The sequence below is a fragment of the Enhygromyxa salina genome (genome assembly GCF_002994635.1).
GTDB lineage: Bacteria > Myxococcota_A > Polyangia > Nannocystales > Nannocystaceae > Plesiocystis > Plesiocystis salina_B.
This window is the reverse complement of the sequence record NZ_PVNL01000118.1, coordinates 97285-115839: the sequence shown is the minus strand read 5'-3', so window position 1 is coordinate 115839 and position 18555 is coordinate 97285. Positions and strand designations below refer to the sequence as shown.

At 67.9% G+C, this 18555-nt stretch carries 21 protein-coding genes; 12 read left to right on the top strand and 9 right to left on the bottom strand.

The window, feature by feature from the left end; genetic code table 11:
- Positions 1-232: 232 nt before the first annotated feature.
- Both pip and ENSA7_RS30245 read left to right on the top strand, forming a co-directional pair.
- Positions 233-1186: a prolyl aminopeptidase gene (pip, locus tag ENSA7_RS30250; protein WP_244923960.1), complete on the top strand. Its 954-nt coding sequence runs from the start codon at positions 233-235 to the stop codon at positions 1184-1186.
- Between the two features lie 14 nt (positions 1187-1200).
- The gene (locus tag ENSA7_RS30245; protein ID WP_106092860.1) at positions 1201-2019 is read left to right on the top strand and encodes a lysophospholipid acyltransferase family protein; all 819 of its coding nucleotides are present in this window, start codon (positions 1201-1203) and stop codon (positions 2017-2019) included.
- Positions 2020-2120: 101 nt separating this feature from the next.
- On the opposite strand, the gene ENSA7_RS30240 is transcribed toward ENSA7_RS30245, so the two are convergent.
- Both ENSA7_RS30240 and ENSA7_RS30230 read right to left on the bottom strand, forming a co-directional pair.
- Complete coding sequence (locus tag ENSA7_RS30240; RefSeq protein ID WP_106092859.1) at positions 2121-2354, bottom strand: energy transducer TonB; 234 nt, start codon at positions 2352-2354, stop codon at positions 2121-2123.
- Positions 2355-2589: 235 nt separating this feature from the next.
- Positions 2590-2799 (bottom strand): hypothetical protein, encoded by a 210-nt coding sequence (locus ENSA7_RS30230; RefSeq protein ID WP_146158296.1) that lies wholly within the window; start codon positions 2797-2799, stop codon positions 2590-2592.
- Between the two features lie 373 nt (positions 2800-3172).
- Between ENSA7_RS30230 and ENSA7_RS30225 the strand changes: the two genes are divergently transcribed.
- Together ENSA7_RS30225 and ENSA7_RS30220 are read left to right on the top strand one after the other, a co-directional pair.
- On the top strand, positions 3173-3427 hold the full coding sequence (locus ENSA7_RS30225; RefSeq protein WP_106092856.1) for a hypothetical protein: 255 nt from the start codon (positions 3173-3175) through the stop codon (positions 3425-3427).
- Between the two features lie 22 nt (positions 3428-3449).
- The gene (locus tag ENSA7_RS30220) at positions 3450-3968 is read left to right on the top strand and encodes a DUF6036 family nucleotidyltransferase (RefSeq protein ID WP_244923965.1); all 519 of its coding nucleotides are present in this window, start codon (positions 3450-3452) and stop codon (positions 3966-3968) included.
- Positions 3969-3985: 17 nt separating this feature from the next.
- Here the strand turns inward: ENSA7_RS30220 and ENSA7_RS30215 are convergent, their stop codons facing one another.
- Positions 3986-4714 carry a hypothetical protein gene (locus tag ENSA7_RS30215; protein ID WP_146158294.1) on the bottom strand — a complete coding sequence of 243 codons (729 nt, stop codon included), beginning with the start codon at positions 4712-4714 and terminating at the stop codon, positions 3986-3988.
- Positions 4715-5311: 597 nt separating this feature from the next.
- Between ENSA7_RS30215 and ENSA7_RS30210 the strand changes: the two genes are divergently transcribed.
- From ENSA7_RS30210 to ENSA7_RS30180, 7 genes are all read left to right on the top strand, one after another.
- Positions 5312-6112, top strand: coding sequence for a GNAT family N-acetyltransferase (locus tag ENSA7_RS30210; protein ID WP_146158293.1), 801 nt, complete (start codon positions 5312-5314; stop codon positions 6110-6112).
- A gap of 199 nt (positions 6113-6311) precedes the next feature.
- Positions 6312-6839, top strand: a complete 528-nt coding sequence (locus ENSA7_RS30205) for a hypothetical protein (RefSeq protein WP_106092852.1) — start codon at positions 6312-6314, stop codon at positions 6837-6839.
- A 66-nt stretch (positions 6840-6905) separates the two neighbouring features.
- Complete coding sequence (locus tag ENSA7_RS30200; protein ID WP_106092851.1) at positions 6906-7208, top strand: hypothetical protein; 303 nt, start codon at positions 6906-6908, stop codon at positions 7206-7208.
- 122 nt (positions 7209-7330) lie between these two features.
- Positions 7331-7570, top strand: a complete 240-nt coding sequence (locus tag ENSA7_RS30195) for a hypothetical protein (protein ID WP_244923959.1) — start codon at positions 7331-7333, stop codon at positions 7568-7570.
- A gap of 24 nt (positions 7571-7594) precedes the next feature.
- A complete protein-coding gene (locus ENSA7_RS45880; RefSeq protein WP_280524046.1) occupies positions 7595-7729 on the top strand; it encodes a hypothetical protein in 135 nt (44 codons plus the stop codon).
- Between the two features lie 5 nt (positions 7730-7734).
- Positions 7735-8229: a GNAT family N-acetyltransferase gene (locus ENSA7_RS30190; protein WP_106092850.1), complete on the top strand. Its 495-nt coding sequence runs from the start codon at positions 7735-7737 to the stop codon at positions 8227-8229.
- 604 nt (positions 8230-8833) lie between these two features.
- Positions 8834-9655, top strand: a complete 822-nt coding sequence (locus tag ENSA7_RS30180) for a hypothetical protein (RefSeq protein WP_146158292.1) — start codon at positions 8834-8836, stop codon at positions 9653-9655.
- A 165-nt stretch (positions 9656-9820) separates the two neighbouring features.
- Here ENSA7_RS30180 and ENSA7_RS44375 read toward each other — a convergent pair whose 3' ends face one another.
- On the bottom strand, positions 9821-11224 hold the full coding sequence (locus ENSA7_RS44375; RefSeq protein ID WP_181234262.1) for an NDP-hexose 2,3-dehydratase family protein: 1404 nt from the start codon (positions 11222-11224) through the stop codon (positions 9821-9823).
- Entirely contained in the window at positions 11221-13536 is a 2316-nt protein-coding gene (locus tag ENSA7_RS30165) for a hypothetical protein (RefSeq protein WP_106092846.1), read from the bottom strand. The genes ENSA7_RS44375 and ENSA7_RS30165 overlap by 4 nt, the downstream gene beginning before the upstream one ends.
- A gap of 93 nt (positions 13537-13629) precedes the next feature.
- On the opposite strand from ENSA7_RS30165, the gene ENSA7_RS30160 reads away from it, so the two are divergent.
- Positions 13630-14865, top strand: a complete 1236-nt coding sequence (locus tag ENSA7_RS30160) for a class I SAM-dependent methyltransferase (protein ID WP_106092952.1) — start codon at positions 13630-13632, stop codon at positions 14863-14865.
- A gap of 18 nt (positions 14866-14883) precedes the next feature.
- Here the strand turns inward: ENSA7_RS30160 and ENSA7_RS30155 are convergent, their stop codons facing one another.
- The 4 genes from ENSA7_RS30155 to ENSA7_RS30140 form a co-directional block, all read right to left on the bottom strand.
- Positions 14884-16002: a DegT/DnrJ/EryC1/StrS family aminotransferase gene (locus tag ENSA7_RS30155; RefSeq protein WP_106092845.1), complete on the bottom strand. Its 1119-nt coding sequence runs from the start codon at positions 16000-16002 to the stop codon at positions 14884-14886.
- Positions 15999-16955, bottom strand: coding sequence for an NAD-dependent epimerase/dehydratase family protein (locus ENSA7_RS30150; RefSeq protein ID WP_106092844.1), 957 nt, complete (start codon positions 16953-16955; stop codon positions 15999-16001). Before ENSA7_RS30150 ends, ENSA7_RS30155 begins: the two co-directional genes overlap by 4 nt.
- 71 nt (positions 16956-17026) lie before the next feature.
- Entirely contained in the window at positions 17027-17299 is a 273-nt protein-coding gene (locus ENSA7_RS30145; protein ID WP_146158291.1) for a hypothetical protein, read from the bottom strand.
- Between the two features lie 153 nt (positions 17300-17452).
- Positions 17453-18532 (bottom strand): hypothetical protein, encoded by a 1080-nt coding sequence (locus tag ENSA7_RS30140; protein ID WP_181234261.1) that lies wholly within the window; start codon positions 18530-18532, stop codon positions 17453-17455.
- Positions 18533-18555 lie beyond the last annotated feature (23 nt).

The window sequence follows — 18555 nt, the reverse complement described above, 5'->3', positions numbered from 1 at the left end:
AGCGGCGAGCGACGCTCCCGCATTTGGCCTGCCACACCCCCGTTGTTGCACGCTGACCCAGATCGCCGCGGGTGCGTTCGGCTCGGCCCGGGCCCCGCGAGCACGCGGGCGTACCCGCCAAGCGGGTCTGCGCAGGCCTCGCATGGCGAGAAACACCGATCTTGGCCCCAACTCGCGCTGTCCCCGGGGGCCGCCGGTAGACGTCGCCGCCCGCGTCTGCCAAGCTCCGCCGGTGCCGCAGCAACGCTCCTTGTATCCTGCGATCACGCCGTACGAGAGCGGCTTTCTCCGGGTCTCACCGATCCACGAGCTGTACTGGGAGCAGTCCGGCAACCCCAAGGGCAAGCCGGTCGTGTTTCTGCACGGCGGTCCCGGCGGTGGCACCGATCCCAAGCACCGGCGCTTCTTTGATCCCCAGCGCTACCGCGTGATCCTGATCGACCAGCGCGGGTGTGGTCGCTCGCGGCCGCACGCGTCGCTCGATGACAACACCACCTGGGCGCTGGTCGACGACATCGAGCGGGTCCGCGAGCACGTCGGCATTGATCGGTGGCAGGTGTTCGGTGGCTCCTGGGGCAGCACGCTCGCGCTCGCCTACGCCCAGACCCACCCGCAGCGCACCACCGAGCTGGTCCTGCGCGGCATCTTCACCTTCACCGACGCCGAGATGGCGTGGTTCTACGGCGGTGGCACCGCGACTCTGTTCCCCGACGCGTGGGCCGACTTCCTGGCCCCGATCCCCGAGGCCGAGCGCGGCGATCTCATGCAGGCGTATCACAAGCGCCTGACCGGCGACGATCCGACCGAGCGCTCGCGCTGCGCGACCGCCTGGAGCTTGTACGAGTGTCGGGTTGCGACCTTGTTGCCCGACCCAGAGGTCGAGGCGCACTGCGAGGACCCCGGGTTCACGCTGCCGTTTGCGCGCATCGAGTGTCACTATTTTGTGAACGGTGGGTTCTTGCAGCACGACCGCCAGCTGCTCGATGCCTGCGATCGCATTGCGCACATCCCCACGTCCATTGTGCATGGTCGCTATGACGTGATCTGCCCGGTCCGCAACGCCTGGCAGCTGCATCAGCGCTTGCCGGCCTCGGAGCTGACGATCGTGCCAGACGCCGGGCACTCGGCGTTCGAGCCAGGGATTGTCTCGGCGCTGGTCGACGCCACCGATCGCTACGCGGGCTGAGCTCAACCTACCCGATGGGCGCCCAGCCACAGCCGCCTGCACCCTCGCGTCGCGTCAAGCTGTTCTCGGTGTGGTTTTGGTTCTACCTGGTCGCCAGCCTCACGGTGTTCTGGTTTGCCGTCGTGATCCCCTGGCTGCTGATCACCCCGTTTGATCGCCGCCGTCGGTTCTCGCACTGGTACGCCTACACCTGGGCCAACCATCTGCACGCCGTGTCGCCATTTTGGACGATCGTCGTCGAGCAGGCCCACCGCATGCGCGACGATCAGGCCTATGTGCTGGTCTGCAATCACCAGTCGAGCGGCGACATCCTCACCATGTTCTCGCTGCGCAAGCAGTTCCGGTGGGTCGCCAAGCGCGGCCTGTTCGCGCTGCCGTTCTTGGGCTGGATGATGGCGATGGCCGGCTATGTCGGGATCAAGCGCGGCGACAAGCGCAGCCGCGAGCGGATGATGGCCAAGTGCCGACGGCAGCTCGAGCGTGGCAACACGATCGCCATGTTCCCCGAGGGGACCCGCTCGACCACCCCGCAGATGCGCCCGTTCAAGCGCGGCGCGTTCGTGCTCGCGTGTGAGTCGAACACGCCTGTGTTGCCTGTGATCATGGTTGGGACCCACGAGACGCTGCCCCGCGCGAGCTGGGTGTTCACGCTGGAGCGGAAGATCTATCCGGTGCTGCGGGTGCTCGAGCCGATTGAGCCGGCGGAATTTCAGCATGATCCCGAGCGGCTCGCGGATGCGGTGTATGAGCGGATGAGCGAGGAGATTGCGCGGCTGCGGGGGGAGATCGAGGCCCGCGGCGGGCTCGAGGTCCGACCGCAGATCGGGGGGTAGAGCTCTGCGGAGGAGTCGCTGGGGCCCGCGGCGCGGTGCAGCGTCACGGAGCGTCACGGAGCCCAGCGAGCGCTTCGTCCTGTAGAACCGGTCGGCACGCGTCACCCGGGCCTGGCGCGCCAGCGAAACTCGACGTCGACGCGCGTGCTCGGGCACCACGGCGTCGGCCGACCGTCGATCATCAGCGGCTTGAATCGCCACTTGGGCACCTGCTCGGCGACGGCGTCGATGACCGCGCGTTGCGAGCTACGACCGCGGGCGGTGACCCGCTCGACCTTGCCCTCGGTCGTGATGCAGTGCTCAATGCTGTAGTGGATCGAGCGCTCGTCGATCAATGAGCCCAGCGCGATGAGCTCGGCCTCGCTCGGGGGTTGAAGGCGCGCTGATCATGAAGCTGATCGCCAAGGCTGATCCGGACCACCCACCGGTCAGCGTCCACCGACTCGAGCCAGAGACCGTGGCGCTGCTTGCCGAGCTCGCGGCCGATGAGGTGGAGCGACTGCGCGAGACGCACGACCCCGCGCGGCTGTTCGACCAAATTTCGACGATTCACCTCGAGTGGCGCGGCCGTCAGCTCGAGCTCGAGCCGCGCCTGACCCGAAGCCACCGTCTCTTGTTTGAGGCCATCGGCTCGCCGAGTTCACCGCGGATGCCCACGCTCAGGGTCTCGCCATCGACGTCTTCACCAACGCCGAGATCAAGTGTCGCGATGGCCACCTGCTCGGTCAGCTGATCCTGCACGCAGGGCAGGCCTCTCGCGCCGAGCTGCGCCGACGCCATGCGAAGGAGTTCGGCTCCGAGCGGGCCGTTGACGAGGCCGTCGCGCGTCTCCTCGAGGTTGGTTGCGTACGCGCCAGCGAGGAAACGATTCACGTCACTCGCAAGGGCAACGTCGTCGGCAACAGCCCTGAAGAGCGCGATTGAGGCTTGCCAAATTTCGCCAGCGCGTGTCGAGCCCGTCGAGCTGTCTCCGGCACGAACAGGATCTCGGCTGGTCTCAACTAGGCGCGCGCGTGGATCGCCGGTTTTAGCGCCGGTGGTACGGAGGTGCGCGCCACGGGGTAGGCGTTCGCCACGCTGAACTCGTGGGGCGCTGCATGGCCGCGCCAGTGCCAACCGTGCAGGCCGCGTCAACCACTGCTATCCTCGCCTCGTGGCATCACCCACCACCGAACAGCTGCGAGAGTACGCCCAGAGGGACTGGAGCTTCCGCGCCCGCACCAAGGCGGTTGGTTTGGGAGTCACCACACCCGACGAGGCGCTCGCGCTCTCGCAGATGCTTTGGGACCACATGCGAGCGCTCGACCCTAGCTGGCCCGATGAGCGGCAGCGGCAGGCGGATTTTGAGCATCATCAACGGGTCGAGCAACTCAAGCGGCGCCTCCGCGATGCCCACTTCCCTCGCTAGCACTCTGGCCGCGTTGGCCTGCGTGTTCGAGCGGCTCGGGGTTGACTGGTATCTGTTCGGTGCGCAGGCGGCTCTCGTACGCGGAAGCCGTCGAATGACGGCCGATGTCGACGTGACCGTTCTGCTGGGTGGAGTCGAACCGACACAATTGCTGATGGCTTTGCAGGGTGAAGGAATTCAGGCGCGTTTCGAGTTTGATGCCGCCTTCGTTCGGCAGTCACGGGTGCTTCCACTAATTCACAATAAACAAATGCCCGTAGACGTCGTGCTCGGCAGTCCGGGGCTGGATGAGTATTTCTATGAACGCGCAGAGACACTCGATGTTTCGGGCACGACGGTCCGAGTGCCGCGCCGAGAGGACCTCATTTGCATGAAGCTCCTCGCTGGCCGCCCGCAGGACCTTCAAGACGCTGAGTCGATGGCTAAAGTCGGCCCCGTAGACTTCGACGAGGTTCGAGGCTTCATCGAGAGCATGGCCGAGGCGCTGGCGGACGACTCAATTATCGCCATTCTCAACGCATTCCTGGTCGCGCTAGATTGAGAGGCGTGCCGAGTGGCTCAGTCCAGCGGGTGGACACGCTGCGCTGTGGGGTGGTGGCATGACGGACCAGGGCCGGAGCACCGACGAAGGCTGATGAGCTCCCACGCCCCTGGCGGCAGGCTTGGGCGAACCACCAGCTCGACGGGCTGCCCCTCGAAAGTCTCGACCTCAGCGAGGGGTCGAAGCGCGTCGTCCTGAACCTTGGGGTTGAGACGGAAGCGCCCGCCGTCGGACAGCTCGATGGCGAGCACCCGCATCTCCATTCGCAGCGGACCGCAGGCCTCGGCATGATAGGTGCCACGCAGACGCAGTGTCCGGTCGCCCACAGCCTCCGGAGCCAAGCGGCGCTCGAGCTCGACGCTCGACTCGACCGCGCGAATGTCCACGGTGGACTCGGGAGGAGCGACGGGGAGCGGGGCGCCCCCTGCCTCGGGGGACAGCGGAGGTGGTTGCGCTTGTCCGGGCCCGAGCGGCGCGACGCAGCGCAGGGCATCGATCCGTGCCCCCGCGCTGAAGGTGGGTGTTCCTCCTTGGCGCGACACGATCTGAAAGTCGCCGAAGGCGACGACCTGCCCCTCGGGCGGCGCCTCCGACTGCTGACCTCGGCCGATCGCGACGAGGGTCTTGTCTGCCAACTCGAGGACCTGCGCACGTTCGAAGGGCGAGGTCTGGACATACCGGAAGTTACCGACGAAGCGCGCCGCCCCGGCGCTCGAGTGAGTCCGCAGGGCGTGAATGTCGTGCACGAGCGGAGCGCGCCGATAGTCGTCGCTGTCGGCACAGCTCCGCGTAGGCTCGTCTCGCTCCGACTTTGCTGGCGTGTCTGGAGCACGCTCGGCGCATGCCAGGACCAGCCAGAGAAGCGCGCCAGCCAACGGGCGCCAAGCGCTGAAGCATCCACGGCTCGGGTTAGCGCGGCGTTCAACACACAGATGAAGAGACAGGCGTTCGTCGCGGGACATGGCGTCGTCGATTCGCAGTCGATCCCTACCAGCCCGTCCATGTTCGTGCCACCAGTCCCGCACGGTTGAGCCGGCGGATATCCAGCATGATCTCGAGCGCTCACGGACGCGGTGTATGAGCGGACGAGCGGGTAAATTGCCCAGCTGGGGGGGAGAACGAGGCCCGCGGCCGGCTCGAGGTCCGACCGCCGGTCCGACCGCCGACAGAGGGCAGATCGTTGCGGGCCTGCTCGAGACGCAGACCACCCGCGATAGGTGAACAATACAGTGGCACTGGGACCCTCGTGGGGGCAGACTTGCTGGGTGGACCGCACAGAGCGTTTGGGCGCCGAGGCCGAGGGGGCGCTGCGAGTCTATCTGGGCCGGCGAGTCGAGCATTCGATGTTTCTGCTATCGAACATGCGCGAGGCCGGCATTGAGGCGAGCGAGCACCCCCGCAGCGGCGTATATGTGGGGGCGTTCGCGGGCGCCAACTTGGTCGGGGTCGCCTGCCACTACCGCAAGGGCAACCTCGTCGTGAACGCCCCGAAGCACGCTGTCGAGCTCGGCCAGGCGGCGGTCTCCGCCAGCCGCCGGCCGCTCGCTGGCGTCGTTGGTCCCGATTCGCAGGTCACTGCCATCGCCGACGCGCTTGGCCTCCCGGTCGGGTCCGACGCCCAAATGGACGAGTCCGACGGACTCTATCGGCTCGAGCTGGCGCAGCTGCGAGTCCCCGAACCGCTGCGCGACGGTGAGGTCGTGGGCCGGCCGCTCGACGCGGCTGACCTGGACCGCGTGTGCGCCTGGTCCGTCCGTTACCATGTCGAAACGATCGGCGAGACCGAGACGCCGGAGCTGCACCGGGACGTCAAAGCCGAGCACGAGGCCGCGCTGGGTCGCGGCGATATCTGGGTGCTCGAGCGGCGTGGCGAGCTCGTCGCCCGGACCGCCTACAACGCCCGCCTCCCCGAAGCCGTACAGGTCGGCGGTGTGTGGACGCCCCACGAGCTGCGCGGCCTCGGGTTTGCCCGCTGTGTGGTCGCTTCGCACCTGCTCACGGCCCGCGACGCTGGCGTGCGCACGGCGATCCTGTTCACGGACGACGCGAATACGCCGGCCCGACGCGCCTATGCGGCGCTCGGGTTTGAGAGGATCGGCCGCTATCGTCTCCTGCTCCTGCGAAGCCCCTTCAGGCATGGCTAGAGCGCCGATCAGTTTGAAGTCGCGTCGTCAGGTGCGTCTGGGGCCGCTCCTGCTGTTGTCGACTCGGCGCTCGCAGTATGCCGGGGGCCGCGCGATCATGGCTCCGGAGATGTCGGGCTGGCGTACCATCGTGACATGAGCGCAGACCGTGACTGGCGGATCTGCTTCGAGCAACGCGGGACATATGGATCGAGTAACCATGAAAACCCAGACCCTCGGCTGGATCTTCAGCGTCGCCCTGTTCGGTTGCGCCGACTTCGTGTCGGTACCGGATGCGGAGCTCGGCCCGCTGATCTTCGTCGAGTCGACGCCGGACGACGACCAGAGAATTGCCTCGCTGACCACCGATGGCCAGCGCGGCGCCGAGCTGGGCGGCCGCCATGCGTCGATCATCTCCCCCCGCTGGTCGCCGAGCGGAGCGATGATCGCCTACCTCGGCCTCGAGGATGAGCAGGTTCGCGATCTGTGGCTCGTCGACGTCGACGGGACACGGCTCTCGTTTGTCCGCGACCGCGAGCAGCTCGTCGTGCGTGACCGGCAGACGGGGATGGAGACGGTCGTGCTCGATGCCGGCGCCCAGGCACACGAGTGGAGCCGCGACGGCCAGCACCTCGCGCTGGCTGGACCCGAGTTCGCGCTGTGGCTGGTGACCGTCGGCGATGGCAGCGTGCTAAGTATCGCCGACCTTCGCGCCTCGGTCCCCAACCTCGACTGGGGGCCGCCGTAGGTGTCTGGTCACCTCGCGGGTGGCCCAGCGCCTGCGGCCGGACCTCAACGGTAGTAGACTCGGGGCGTGGGTTGGGCGACGGGATACATCGAGGCGCTCCAGAACGGAGAGACAGTCAGCTTTCGTCCGCGCGGCCACAGCATGAAGGGCCGGATCAACAGCGGTGACCGCTGCACCGTCGAGCCGGTCGGTGACCGGCAGCTCGAGGTCGACGACATCGTGCTCTGCAAGGTGCGTGGCGCTCAGTACCTCCATTTGATCAAGGCGAAGCGCGGGTCCCAGTTCCAGATCGGCAACAATCGCGGCGGCATCAACGGCTGGGTATCACGTACTGCGATCTACGGGATCCTGATCGACGTCGAGCCGTGATCTTCGGCTCGCGTGGAACGGCGGAGTTCGAGGGTGCTCGCCAAGCAACCCACTCGACACGCCTTGGGCGCGCCTGCTTCAGAGGCTGTTCGCGGTCGACATCATGATGCGCCTGCAACTGCATGATCGACGAGCTGACCTGCGAGGGCTATGCTCAACGCGTGGCGCTGCCGCTACACGATCGGGTCGGGCTCACTACCGACCAACGCGCTGAGCTCCTCGAGCTGCTCGCTTCGCACCACATGCTGCAGGACGTCGCGCGCTGGCGAATGGTCAGCGACATCGTCACCCAGGACGAGTACTCGCTCGACGTGATCGTGGCGTGGGACCACGGCTTGTTCTTGGTCTACGACACAACCTGACTGGGCGGGCTCACGGCGGTCGCCGTGTGGGACCACGCCCCGAGCGCTGACGCCTTGCTCGACGCCCGGCTCGAGCGCGGCTGGGAGCCCACACCCACCGCCACCCGCGACGGCGACGTGATCATGGGCCACGCCGCGACTCGCTACTCCCCTCGCTAATCGCCATGCCAATCGCCACGCTCACCGAAGTGCGCCAGCTGTGTTCGAGCGACTACGACGCCTATCTTGCGCGTGTCGACGAGCTGGACGCGGTTCACCGGGACGCGCTCCCCGGTATTTTTCGTGCCCGCGAGTCTGGTCGGCCGCGCACGCTCGAGTACTTTGAAGCGCTGCTCGCAGATCCCAACACGCTCATGATCGGTGCGTGGGTCGAGGCTGAGCTGGCTGGGTATGCCCACGCGATCCTTCGCGAGGTCGAGCACCTGGGGATTCATGTTGGCCGCCGCTATGTCTTGATCGACAACTTCGCCGTTGGCCCCCGCTGGCAGCGGCGTGGGGTTGGGCGTGCGCTGGTCGACGCCGTCGCGGATTGGGCCAAGCAACGTGGCGCGACCGATCTCGAGCTCGAGGTCTGGGAGGTCAACGCGGGCGCCATTCGGTTCTATGAGGAGATCGGCTTTGAGCCGCAGCGGCGTCGGCTGGCGCGGTCGCTGGCTTGAACGCTGCCAGCTTTCGTCCGCGCGGCCACAGCATGAAGGGCCGGATCAACAGCGGCGACCGCTGCACCGTCGAGCCGGTCGGTGACCGACAGCTCGAGGTCGACGACATCGTGCTCTGCAAGGTGCGCGGCGCTTCTTCAGGGGTGCGGTTACGGTATACGTCGAGGAGCCCCGATCCGACGGTTGTTGTATTTGTTGTACTTGTTCACCAACGGGTTCGAACTCAGCCGCGAAGTCAAAGAAACTGGCAGCGAGTTCGAGGTTGTTGCGAAAGTCCGTCCACTTGCCGGCCATGCGGGGTGGGGAACCAGGTGTTGTGTGAGCGCAGAGGGCCGATGTAGGGGGGCTGGCGCCCTGGCCGAGCCCAGGTGGAGTAGGGGGACCCCCTGACGGGGACCCCTGCGGGTCGAGGCTGCTGGCTGGGGATGCAGTCGGTCGAATGGACCAGCTGAACGGTCCAACTGTCCTTGCGGCCAGTCGGGGCTGAGTCGCTGTCGCGAAACGCAACGTTGCGAACTGCCAGATGTAGCCGCTGCGGCCGTCGATAATTTTTGAGGGTTCTGCAGTGGCACCAGGGAACTTCATGAGCTACCTAAGGCGGCACATGAAAACCACGCTGTTTCGCCGCAATCTCATCAGTTCTCTCTTTATCGCAGCGCTGTTGTCGACGGCCGGCTGCGACACCATTGGTCCGTTGGTCCTGCAATCGAGCGATGTATCCATTGACGCCTATGAAGCCCTCAGTCGCGAATGGGTTCGTTGGTCCGTGAGCACTCCGTATGCCGATAGTCCAATCAATGACGTGACTGGAGAGCTCTGTGGAGTCGGGCAGCCCGACGGCGTGTGGTTCCTGGCCGCCACCTACGGCGGCCAAGTCGAACGAGACTGTACGATCCCCGCAAATACTCCCCTGTTTTTCCCGCTCCTCAACACCTTCAATGTCCCCAGCGACGCCTGGGCCGAGGCCAACTACGACTATTACGTCAACACGCTCGCGCCAAACTATCTCGCCGACACCCGCGCGAAAACCTGCGAGCTGACCTTGCGGATCGACGGCGAGGACCTGCTCGAGGACACCGCTGCGCTCGACGCCGAGCTGTGGGTCGCCGTGACCGAGCCCTTCTCGGTCGAGCTTGCCGACGACAACTGGTGGAACAACAACGGCTTCACGAAGCCGGGTGGGGCCTACGGCTATGCCGTCGTCGGCGGTCACTGGGCCCTGTTCAAGCCGCTCTCGCCGGGCGACCACACCCTCGAGTTCGGCGGAAAGACCTGCAACGGCGAAGCGGTGGCCTTCGAAACCCTGGCGGTCTACCACCTCCACGTCGAGCACGGGCACGGAAACGGGCACGGGCACGGGCACGGAAACGGGCACGGAAACGGGCACGGGCACGGAAATGGTCATGGCCACGGCCACGGCCACTAATCCAGCGAGTTGAACAGCGGGACGCGGGGCCCTCCGGGCCCCGCTCGAGCGTCTGGGTCGCTACTGCGCGCGTCCGTCCGTGGAATGGGTCCGACAGCTCGGGGATCCTCAATCCCGCAGCCGCACCGATTGTCCGTACACCGCAACCAACGGGAACGCTGGGTGTCACCCTGGGTGCTTGCGTGACGACGCGGTGCTCGCCGTCACATTCGTCACCGACGAGGCAGGGCGTTGGTCGCCGCCAAGAACGGGGACCCGTGGGCAATCGTGCAGCATCATGAGCGCGAGCAGGCAGGTGCGCAGCTCGACGTCGATCAGGCCACGCCGGAGGAGCTCGGGGACCTCCGCCAGCGGAATCCACACGCAGCCAGGCTCGACCGCAGGTGAGGGCGGGTCGACGAGCTCCCAGACCCGGTAGCGGTGGCGCAGGGCGAGCAGGCGACCGCCGTCTTCGGCGAGCTCCGTGTCGAAGCGCAGCGTGGCCCGAGCGCTGGCGATGGGGGACGACGCCGGACCCGCGCTGGGCCCCAGACGCGGACCTTCTCGCTGGCCCGCGTCGAGGCTGATGCGGGCCAGCAGCCACCACTGGCCGGCGCGGGTGTGCACGTAGAGGTCGATCGGGACGACCGCCGCACGGGTCAGCATCGGCTGGGTCCAACGCGGGACCTCTCGCTCGCTGGCCGTGACCTCGACGAAGACCAGGCCCGCCCGGAGATCGGCGGAGGCTCCGTCAGCGACCAGGCCGCGCGCCGACCATGTCCAACCAATGAGCTCGTCGAGCGGGGCCCGGTCGAGGTCCCACGACCACGACAGCCCGGCGAGGGTCGTGGCGGCCGTCGAGGTCGTGGCGGCCGACGGAGGCTCGATCGCAACCGCGAGCGCACAAGCGAGTACGGAGCGCAGCGACATGTTGACGGCGTTGGGCTGCGCGAGGGTCTCGCGTAGCTCGGCGAGCGTCGCCCACCGAAACCGCTCGTCGCTCGAGAGCTCCACCTCGTGGTCGACGAGGACGACCATGTTGCGATTGCGCTTGGCCAGGAAGAACTCGGCCTGCTCGGGGAGCTCGACGTCGACGACCACGGCGGACGAGCGGGGCGCGAGGAATTCGCTCACCCCCGCTGGCAGGCGACCTCCGTGCGCGCGCGAGTAGTTGCTGCGCGTCGCCTGCAGGGTCGGGCCGAGCTGGACCGGCTGCGGATCGCCGGGCTCGAACTTGGCTTGAACGAGAAACTCGGCGCGGCCGTCGGCGATGCGCATCAACAGGCCGAGGATGCCGACCTCGTCCTGGGCGATCAGTGGCTGGGTGACTCGACGGCTCGCGGCGGAGCCCCAGCCGAGCTCGACCTTGGCACCGATGACCGAGAAAAATTGGCCGCTGTCATGTGCGAGGGCGAGGCGCGATGGATCCAAGCTCCAGCGCTCGAGCCCCGCGAGCTCGATCGGCTCGACATGTGCCTGGCAGCGCGCGCGCGCGTGCCCGAGCCACTGCGAGAGCGCCGGCCCCGACTCGGCCTCGAGCGACCGGCGCAGCGCCGCGCACAGCTGCGCGGAGCTGCGTAGGGTGCTCACGGATCCCCACGCGCGACGAGCAGGGGACGGCTCGACAGCTGCCACACGCCGTCCACGAGGAGCAGCGCGCGGGCCCAGTAGGTGTGGGCGATCGAGGGCGGCTCCGGAAGCTCGAAGCGCAGCGCGATGTGTCGCTCGGCTCCGGCGGCGAGCTCGAACCCCTGCGCGCGGCTGGGCTCGTGTGTGACGCCGTGGCCGAGGCCGTCGACCACGGCGATCGCCGCTCCACGGATCACGCTGTCGCTGGTGTTGGTGATGCGCAGCTCGACGGGCGCCGTCTCGCCCGCTCGCAGCCGCTTGGGCAGGTTGAACTCGAGCTCGAACGACGTGTGTGGCGGTCGATCCTGGATCAGCGAGCAGTCGTTGCACTCCCACTGCTGACGGGTGCCGACTGGGGCGGACCGGTAGGCGCGCAACAGCGTGGGCTGCAGCCCGCAGTAGGGACACGGCCGGCCGTCCGTGGCGCCGGAGAAGTCCGAGAACGCCCAGAGACGAAACGGCCAGAGGCCCCCGGCGCACAGACCCTCGACGGCGCGACTCACGAGCTGCGCGTGGGCACTGACCCAGCCGCGCTCCGTGAGCGCGAGCGCCTCTTCGAAGTCCGCGGCCTCGCCAACGACCGCACATCCCGCGAGCTCCGCGAGCCTGGCCCCGAGGCGGAGGACTCGCTCGCCGGCTTTTTGGAGCGGCGCGCCCCACTCGCGGACGGTCGGCGTCCAGGCGCGCATGCGTTGCTCGAGCGAGCGCGCGGCGGCGTACAGGCTGCTGTCGACGGTGAGGCTCGGGCGTGGCTCGACTCGCAGCTCGATGCAGTGGTCGTCGGTCTTGGCGCGGGTGAGGTCGAGCCAGAGCTCGTCGCCTACGGAGGTACGGAACGCGCGGGGCTTGCCGAGCTCGACGCCGGCCTCGCGCTCGATCGAGGTGAACCATGTCCATGTCCATGTCCACGCCGCGTCGCGGCTGGGTGTCGACGCCGCGTCGCTGAGCACGGCTCGGACGAAGGGCGTGGCGCCTGAAGCCGGCAACCCAAAGCTGAGGGTGTCGGGGCGGGTCGCGTCGCGTCGCGCAGCCTCGGCGACCCAGCCGGGCCAGCGCGTCGCGCCAGCCACGAGCTCGGGATCACCGAGCAAGAAGTACGGCAGCTTGGCGTTGGCGTCGGGGCGAACCTCGTTGAGGCGCACGACGGCCTCCCCGAGCGTCGCGCTGGTGTGCAGGGCCCACAGCACATCGAGGTAGCTACCCGAGCGGACCATGGTGACCTGATCACCCGTGATCACCGCGCTGGCCGAGCCCGCGAGGGCGTGGAAGGACACGGTGGGAACGCCGGAGCCCCACACGGGTGACGAGAGGTTCCCCGTCCCGCAGCAGTCCATGACGACGACGGGTGCGTCGTAGCGCCGAGGGTCGACGCGAGGAAACGCCGGGAACCCCGGACGGTAGCTGCCGTCGCGGGGGCTGGCGCAGTCCATGCCCAGCACGCAGCGCTCGCTCGGCTCGGTCGGCGAGCGGACCAGCGAGCGGGCCCCGCACAGATACCCCTGACACGCGCAGTAGGGCCGGCCGTGGCCCTTGAAGAAGAGCAGCGACCAGCGCCTGGCGACGACCTCGAGGGCGGCCTTCGAGGCGACGAGCGCGTCGTCGACGACGAGCAGCGGGGCGTCCGTGTTCTGGGCCTCGGGATCGAACGGTGGCAGCGAGATCCAATTCGAGCTCGCGCTCCCCGTGGTGAACACGAGCGACTGGGCCGCGGCGTAGGCCGCCGCGATCTCGGGGCCCATGATCGACTTTGCGATGACGCGCGTGAAGCTGAGCGGGTCGGCGCCCGTGATCACGCCCCAGGGGCGGTCGCACAGCTGCGTGTGGTGCTCGCGGGCGCGGCGGAGCAGATCGAACAGCCGCGTGGGGTTGGGGCGTCCGTCGTCACCCCACGCGGGAACGGCGAAGGTCAGGCTGACCAGCGAGGGGGCGCGGGCGAACACCTCGTCGAGCGACGGGCCCTCGCGGCCGGGTTCGAGCACGATGAGGCAGCGGCCGGAGGCCCGGGCGAGCAGCCGAGCGCCCGCTTCGACGACCCCGCCGGCCGCGGTCACGATCACGCGACGGGGGTCGCCGTCGCTCGCGGGCTCTCGATCTGGGGTGGCGAGGGGCTCGCTGACAGCCGCCACGGTTGGTTCGTGACCGAAGCCCGCGCCGACCTGATCGCCGAGGATCGGGACGCCCCGACCGCGAGTCCACGCTCTCGCTGCGCTGATGTACGCGCAGGGCTCGCGGCACAGCCACAGCTGCGGCTCGGTGGGGTGTTCGGGGCTCACCTCGCGCAGGATGATACATGCTCCATCGTCGCCGCCAACCGCCGAGGTGGCGACGGTTGCCTGGCCCGCGCGACCAAGTGTATTCCGACGACGATGTCCCGTTGCCTGGCCTGTAGCGCGCAGATCGAGCCGTTCATCGACTTCGGGTCGATGCCCATCGCGAACCACTTCCCGACCCGCGCGGGGTTTCGAGACGAGTTCTTCTTCAACCTCGCCGTCGCTCGCTGCCCGAGCTGTGAGCTGGTCCAGCTCGTCGAGCTGGTCGAGTCCACGCGGATGTTCCACGACCACTACGCGTACTTCTCGTCGACCTCGGCGGGGATGGTCTCGCACTTCGCGGCGTTCGTGGACGAGCTCGGCCCCGTGCTCGAGCCGCACTCGGGCACCCGCTCATTCGTTGTCGAGCTCGGGAGCAACGACGGGATCATGCTTCAACATCTCGAGGCCGCCGGGCACCGAGCGCTGGGTATCGAGCCCTCGGCCAACGTCGCCGAGGTCGCCCGCGCGCGCGGTCTCGACACCCACGTCGCGTTCTTCACGACGGCCCTGGCACACGCGCTGCGCGAGGCGCATGGACCCGCCGACGCCGTGGTCGGGGCCAACGTGTTGTGCCATGTCGACGCGATCGGCGACGTCCTCGAGGGTGTTCGCTCGCTCCTGGCGCCGCGCGGGGTGTTTTGCTTCGAGGATCCCTACCTCCCGGAGATCCTGGCCCGCGGCGCGTTCGATCAGTTCTACGAAGAGCACGTGTTCTACTTCCGTGCGCGCAGCGTGGCGAAGCTCGCCGCGCGGCACGGGCTCGAGCTCATCGATGTCGCACCGCGAGTCGTGCACGGGGGGTCGATGCGCTACACCCTCGCGCAGGCGGGCGCGCGGGCGCCCAGCCCTCGGGTCGCCGCGCAGCTGGCCTACGAGACCAGCCTCGGCCTCGACACGCCCGCCCCCTACGAGGCCCTCGCGGCCAAGGTCTCGCGCCTCGCGGTGCAGCTGCGCGAGACCCTCGAGCAGCTCCGCGCGGAGGGCAAGCGGGTCCAGGGCTACGGCGCGACCGCCAAGAGCTCGACGATGATCAACTACGCCAAGCTCGGGCCGGAGCTGATCGAGAGCATCTGTGACGTCACGCCCGCCAAGCAGGGGCGGTTCTCACCGGGGGCCCACATTCCGATCGTGCCGCACGAACAGTTCAGCGCCAACTATCCCGACGTCGCGCTGCTGTTCGCGTGGAACCACGCCACGGAGATCTTCGCGAAAGAGCGCGGCTTCGAGGCCGCCGGCGGACAGTGGCTGACCTACCTGCCCGAGGTCGCGCTCGGATCCTCTGGCCAGTGATGGCCGGGTGATCGAGAGCTATTGCAGCTCGGCGAGCACGGAGCGTAGCTCGTCACAGACGCGGTCTTGCTCCGCGTCGGTCAGCGAGGGGTACATCGGCAGCGAGAAGATCTGCTCGGCGACAGCCTCCGTCACGGGCAGGTCACCCTTGGCGTAGCCGAAGTGGGCGAAGCCCTCCATGGTGTGGCACGGCCACGGGTAGCTGATGTTGAGGTTGATGCCGCGCTCGCGCAGCGCCGAGATGATCGCGTCGCGCTTGGGGTGACGGACGACGTAGACGTAGTAGACGTGGGTGCGCTCGGGGCCGACCACGGGCAGGCGTAGCTCGGTGTCGGCGAGGCGCTCGGCATAGCGGGCCGCGAGCTGTTGACGCCGCTCGATGTAGGCGTCGAGGCGGGTCAGCTTGCGGTTGAGGAGCTCGGCCTGAAGCTCGTCGAGGCGCGTGTTGTGACCCCGCTGGAGCACGTAGTAGCGCTCGGCCATGCCGTAGTAGCGGAGCCGTCGGCAGGCAGCCGCGAGCGCGTCGTCGGAGGTCGCCACCAGCCCGCCGTCTCCGTAGGCGCCGAGGACCTTGGTCGGATAGAACGAGAACGCGGCGATGTCACCGAAGCTGCCCGCGCGCGCGCCTCGGAGCGTCGCGCCGTGAGCCTGGGCGCAGTCCTCGAGCACCGCCACCCCGCGCGCGCGGGCGAGCTCGAGCACGGGGCTCATGTCGACGCACTGGCCGTACAGGTGGACGGGCAGGATGCAGCGGGTCCGCTCGGACAGCGCGCCCGCGAGCGCGCTGGTGTCCATGAGCATGGTCTTCGGGTCGATGTCGACGAACCGTGCCCGGGCGCCGACGGTGTTGATCGCCACAATCGTGGGCGCGGCGGTGTTGGAGACGGTCACGACTTCATCACCGGGCCCGACGTCGAGGGCCTCGAGCGCGACCACGAGGGCGTCGGTGCCGTTGCCGACGCCGACGCCGTGCGCGAGGCCGCAGTAGCTGGCGAACGCGTGCTCGAAGCGCTGGACGCTGTCGCCGAGGATCAGGCGGCCCGAGCGAAACACCTGCTCGACGGCGTCGAGCAGATCGTCGCGCTCGGCCTCGTACTCGCGCAGGTACCCCCAGACGTTGATGTTCTCTTCGCTCATTGCTGCTCCCGACGCTTGGCCATGTGCCAGCGAAGCGTACGTTCAAGCCCGAGGTCGAAGTCAACCTCTGGCCGCCATCCGCTGCGGACCCGGAACCGCTCGGCGTCGACCCGCACGCTGCGGCCGTCGATCGCGGGGAGGCCCGGCGGGGGCGGGACGTGGGTGACCGAGATCTCCCGGCCAAGCTCGGCGCCCACGAGCGCGGCGACCTGGGTGATCGCGCTGTGCAGGCTGAGGGAGCGACCTGCACCGACGAGGTAGTGGTCGCCCGCGAGGGTCTCGACGTGGCGCTCGGCGGCGAGCAGGGCCTCGACCGCGTCGTCGAGGTAGAGGAAGTCTCGCAGAGGCGCTCCACTTCCGTAGATCGTGAGGGGCTGACCCGCGAGCGCGCGCTCGATCATGATCCCAATGACACCTCGCTCGGGCGCCCGAGGGCGGTGGCTCGGCCCGTAGACGGTGGTCAGGCGCAAGCTCGCCGCCCGCACCCATCCGCGCGCGTGGGCTTCGCTGAGCAGGACCTCGGCCTCGCGCTTGTGCACGTCGTACGGGGTCGAGGGGGCGTCGACGAGGCCGTCGTGGAGGACCCCCTGGTGGAGGCCCGCGACGGTCTCGGTGCTCGACAAGATCACGCGCAAGGGTTGCGAGCGTGTGCGTGCCCACTGGATCAGCTGCCGAACTGGATCGACATTGATGCGTCGGCTGGCCGCTGGATCGCGGATGCTGTGCTGCGCGCTGGTCTGGGCCGCGAGGTGGAATACCGTCTCGACACCCTCGAGCAATGTCGACCAATCGATCGCATAGGAGAGATCCAGGCTCGTCCATTGCGAGCGGTCATCATCGGGAGGCGGCGTGCGGGCGACGAGCCGAACCGGCCGTCCTGCCGCGCGCAGCCGCGAGACCAGCTGCGTACCTATGAAGCCGCTCGCACCAGTGATGAGGCAGGGCAGTGGCATGGGGACAACCAAAAACGAGAAGAGGACCCTCCAGGGGTCCTCCTATACGTTCTTCGTCGCGAGACGAGAGACTACCAGCAGAGCAGCTCGTTGTACTCCTGGAACAACTCGTCGCTCTTGTAGAGCGCGCCGATCGTGTGCTCGATGTTGTTGTACACGTCGTCGCCGAGCTTGAGCTCTTGCGCACGGTCGAGGGCCCGGAACAGCCGATCCTTGAGCGCGTCCGACAGGACCTGACCCTCGAACTTGCTGATGTGGCACTCCTCGTTGCCCATCTGCATCGGATCGAGCTTGCTGTAGTCCAGCTTGCTGTAGTCCAACTTGCTGTAGTCGAGACCTGCCATGCCGCTGTTCTCCAGCGAGGCGGGCTGCGGAACGCCGCATCCAGTGGCGATTGCCCCGGTGCCCACGGCGAGGCCGACGAGAATGTTGCGATGAGCGGTGGTTGACTGCTGGATATGCTGCATGGTCGATCCTTGGTGCCGAAAGTATACAGGTTAATCTGATGTGTCAAGCGACGCGGTCCCGCTTCCTGGCCGCGCAGGAGTGTCGTACCCACCGTTTGGACGGCGACCAGCCACGACATCGCTACAGCCCCGCAACATGTCGCCATATGCAGTGTGCGTGCCGTCGATCCCGGTCGACTCTTTGCCGATGTGAAGCGGTTGAGCGAGGTAGCGCTCGAGGTCCATGGCGACCTGAAATCGGGCCCTGTCGGCGGCAGATAGCTCGATCTGGGCGAATACGCAGAGCTCGATGGTGCGTGCGACGGCCTCGGCGAAGCGCCGCTGACTGGCCAAACGATCAAATACCTCGTCCGACCGCAGCTCTTCGGCCCAGGCGAGGATCTCGAGGACCTCGGCCACGAGCTCGACGTGGAGGGGCTCGACCTGGCCGTTGGACAGCGCGCTCGAGTGTGACGCGAAGAAGTCGACGGCTGGCCAGTAGCCGCGCGCGGGCGCCCGAGGCCCAAGGAACACGCGGCTGGTCCCCAGCGGCTCGAGGTCGGCGAGCACGGGGTTGTCAGCGTGCTCACTGACGACCCAGATTCGCCTGACGTTGGCCTGAACGTCAGGGGCAAAGCCGGGGCGGCTCCGGGCACCAGCGAGACCTCCCGTGTTGTCCGGATGCAGCGGAAACACCAGCGTCTGGCGGGCGTGGGTGAGGACCAGGCGCTGCTGAAGCTCGTCGAGCAGCTGCATGCGACCGAGGCCCGCGCCGCCGAGGAGCCAGCACGATCCCCCATCGACGAGTGGGCACAACAGATCGAGCACACGCAGCCCCGTCGGTGCGAGGCGCGAGCTCACGTAGCCCTGCGCGAGCGTGAAGCCCAGCTCGATCATTCGCTCGGGCGTGAGCGGGACGACGCGCGGCTCACTGGCGCGCAGTCGTGCGCCTGGCCGCAGCGACTCGTGATCGGCTTCACTGATCGCCAAGCTGCGCGCACCGTCGCGCGACGAGATGACGATCTCGGCCCCTGCCGAGGTCGCGAAGCGGTCGAAAATTTGCAAGTCGTCGGCGTCGCGGTGACGCAGCTCCACGAGGGGCCCTCGCAGGTTCTCGATCTCGACCTCCATCGGCTCGAAACTAGCACCTCGGG

Coding starts and splice junctions, on each gene's coding strand:
- ENSA7_RS30145 (WP_146158291.1), bottom strand. CDS start 17,299: ATGGCAGGTCTCGACTACAGCAAGTTGGACTACAGCAAGCTGGACTAC.
- ENSA7_RS30140 (WP_181234261.1), bottom strand. CDS start 18,532: ATGGAGGTCGAGATCGAGAACCTGCGAGGGCCCCTCGTGGAGCTGCGT.
- ENSA7_RS30150 (WP_106092844.1), bottom strand. CDS start 16,955: ATGCCACTGCCCTGCCTCATCACTGGTGCGAGCGGCTTCATAGGTACG.
- ENSA7_RS30205 (WP_106092852.1), top strand. CDS start 6,312: ATGAAAACCCAGACCCTCGGCTGGATCTTCAGCGTCGCCCTGTTCGGT.
- ENSA7_RS30230 (WP_146158296.1), bottom strand. CDS start 2,799: ATGGCGTCGGCGCAGCTCGGCGCGAGAGGCCTGCCCTGCGTGCAGGAT.
- ENSA7_RS30160 (WP_106092952.1), top strand. CDS start 13,630: ATGTCCCGTTGCCTGGCCTGTAGCGCGCAGATCGAGCCGTTCATCGAC.
- ENSA7_RS30155 (WP_106092845.1), bottom strand. CDS start 16,002: ATGAGCGAAGAGAACATCAACGTCTGGGGGTACCTGCGCGAGTACGAG.
- ENSA7_RS30195 (WP_244923959.1), top strand. CDS start 7,331: ATGATCGACGAGCTGACCTGCGAGGGCTATGCTCAACGCGTGGCGCTG.
- ENSA7_RS30245 (WP_106092860.1), top strand. CDS start 1,201: ATGGGCGCCCAGCCACAGCCGCCTGCACCCTCGCGTCGCGTCAAGCTG.
- ENSA7_RS30210 (WP_146158293.1), top strand. CDS start 5,312: ATGTTTCTGCTATCGAACATGCGCGAGGCCGGCATTGAGGCGAGCGAG.
- ENSA7_RS30190 (WP_106092850.1), top strand. CDS start 7,735: ATGCCAATCGCCACGCTCACCGAAGTGCGCCAGCTGTGTTCGAGCGAC.
- ENSA7_RS30180 (WP_146158292.1), top strand. CDS start 8,834: ATGAAAACCACGCTGTTTCGCCGCAATCTCATCAGTTCTCTCTTTATC.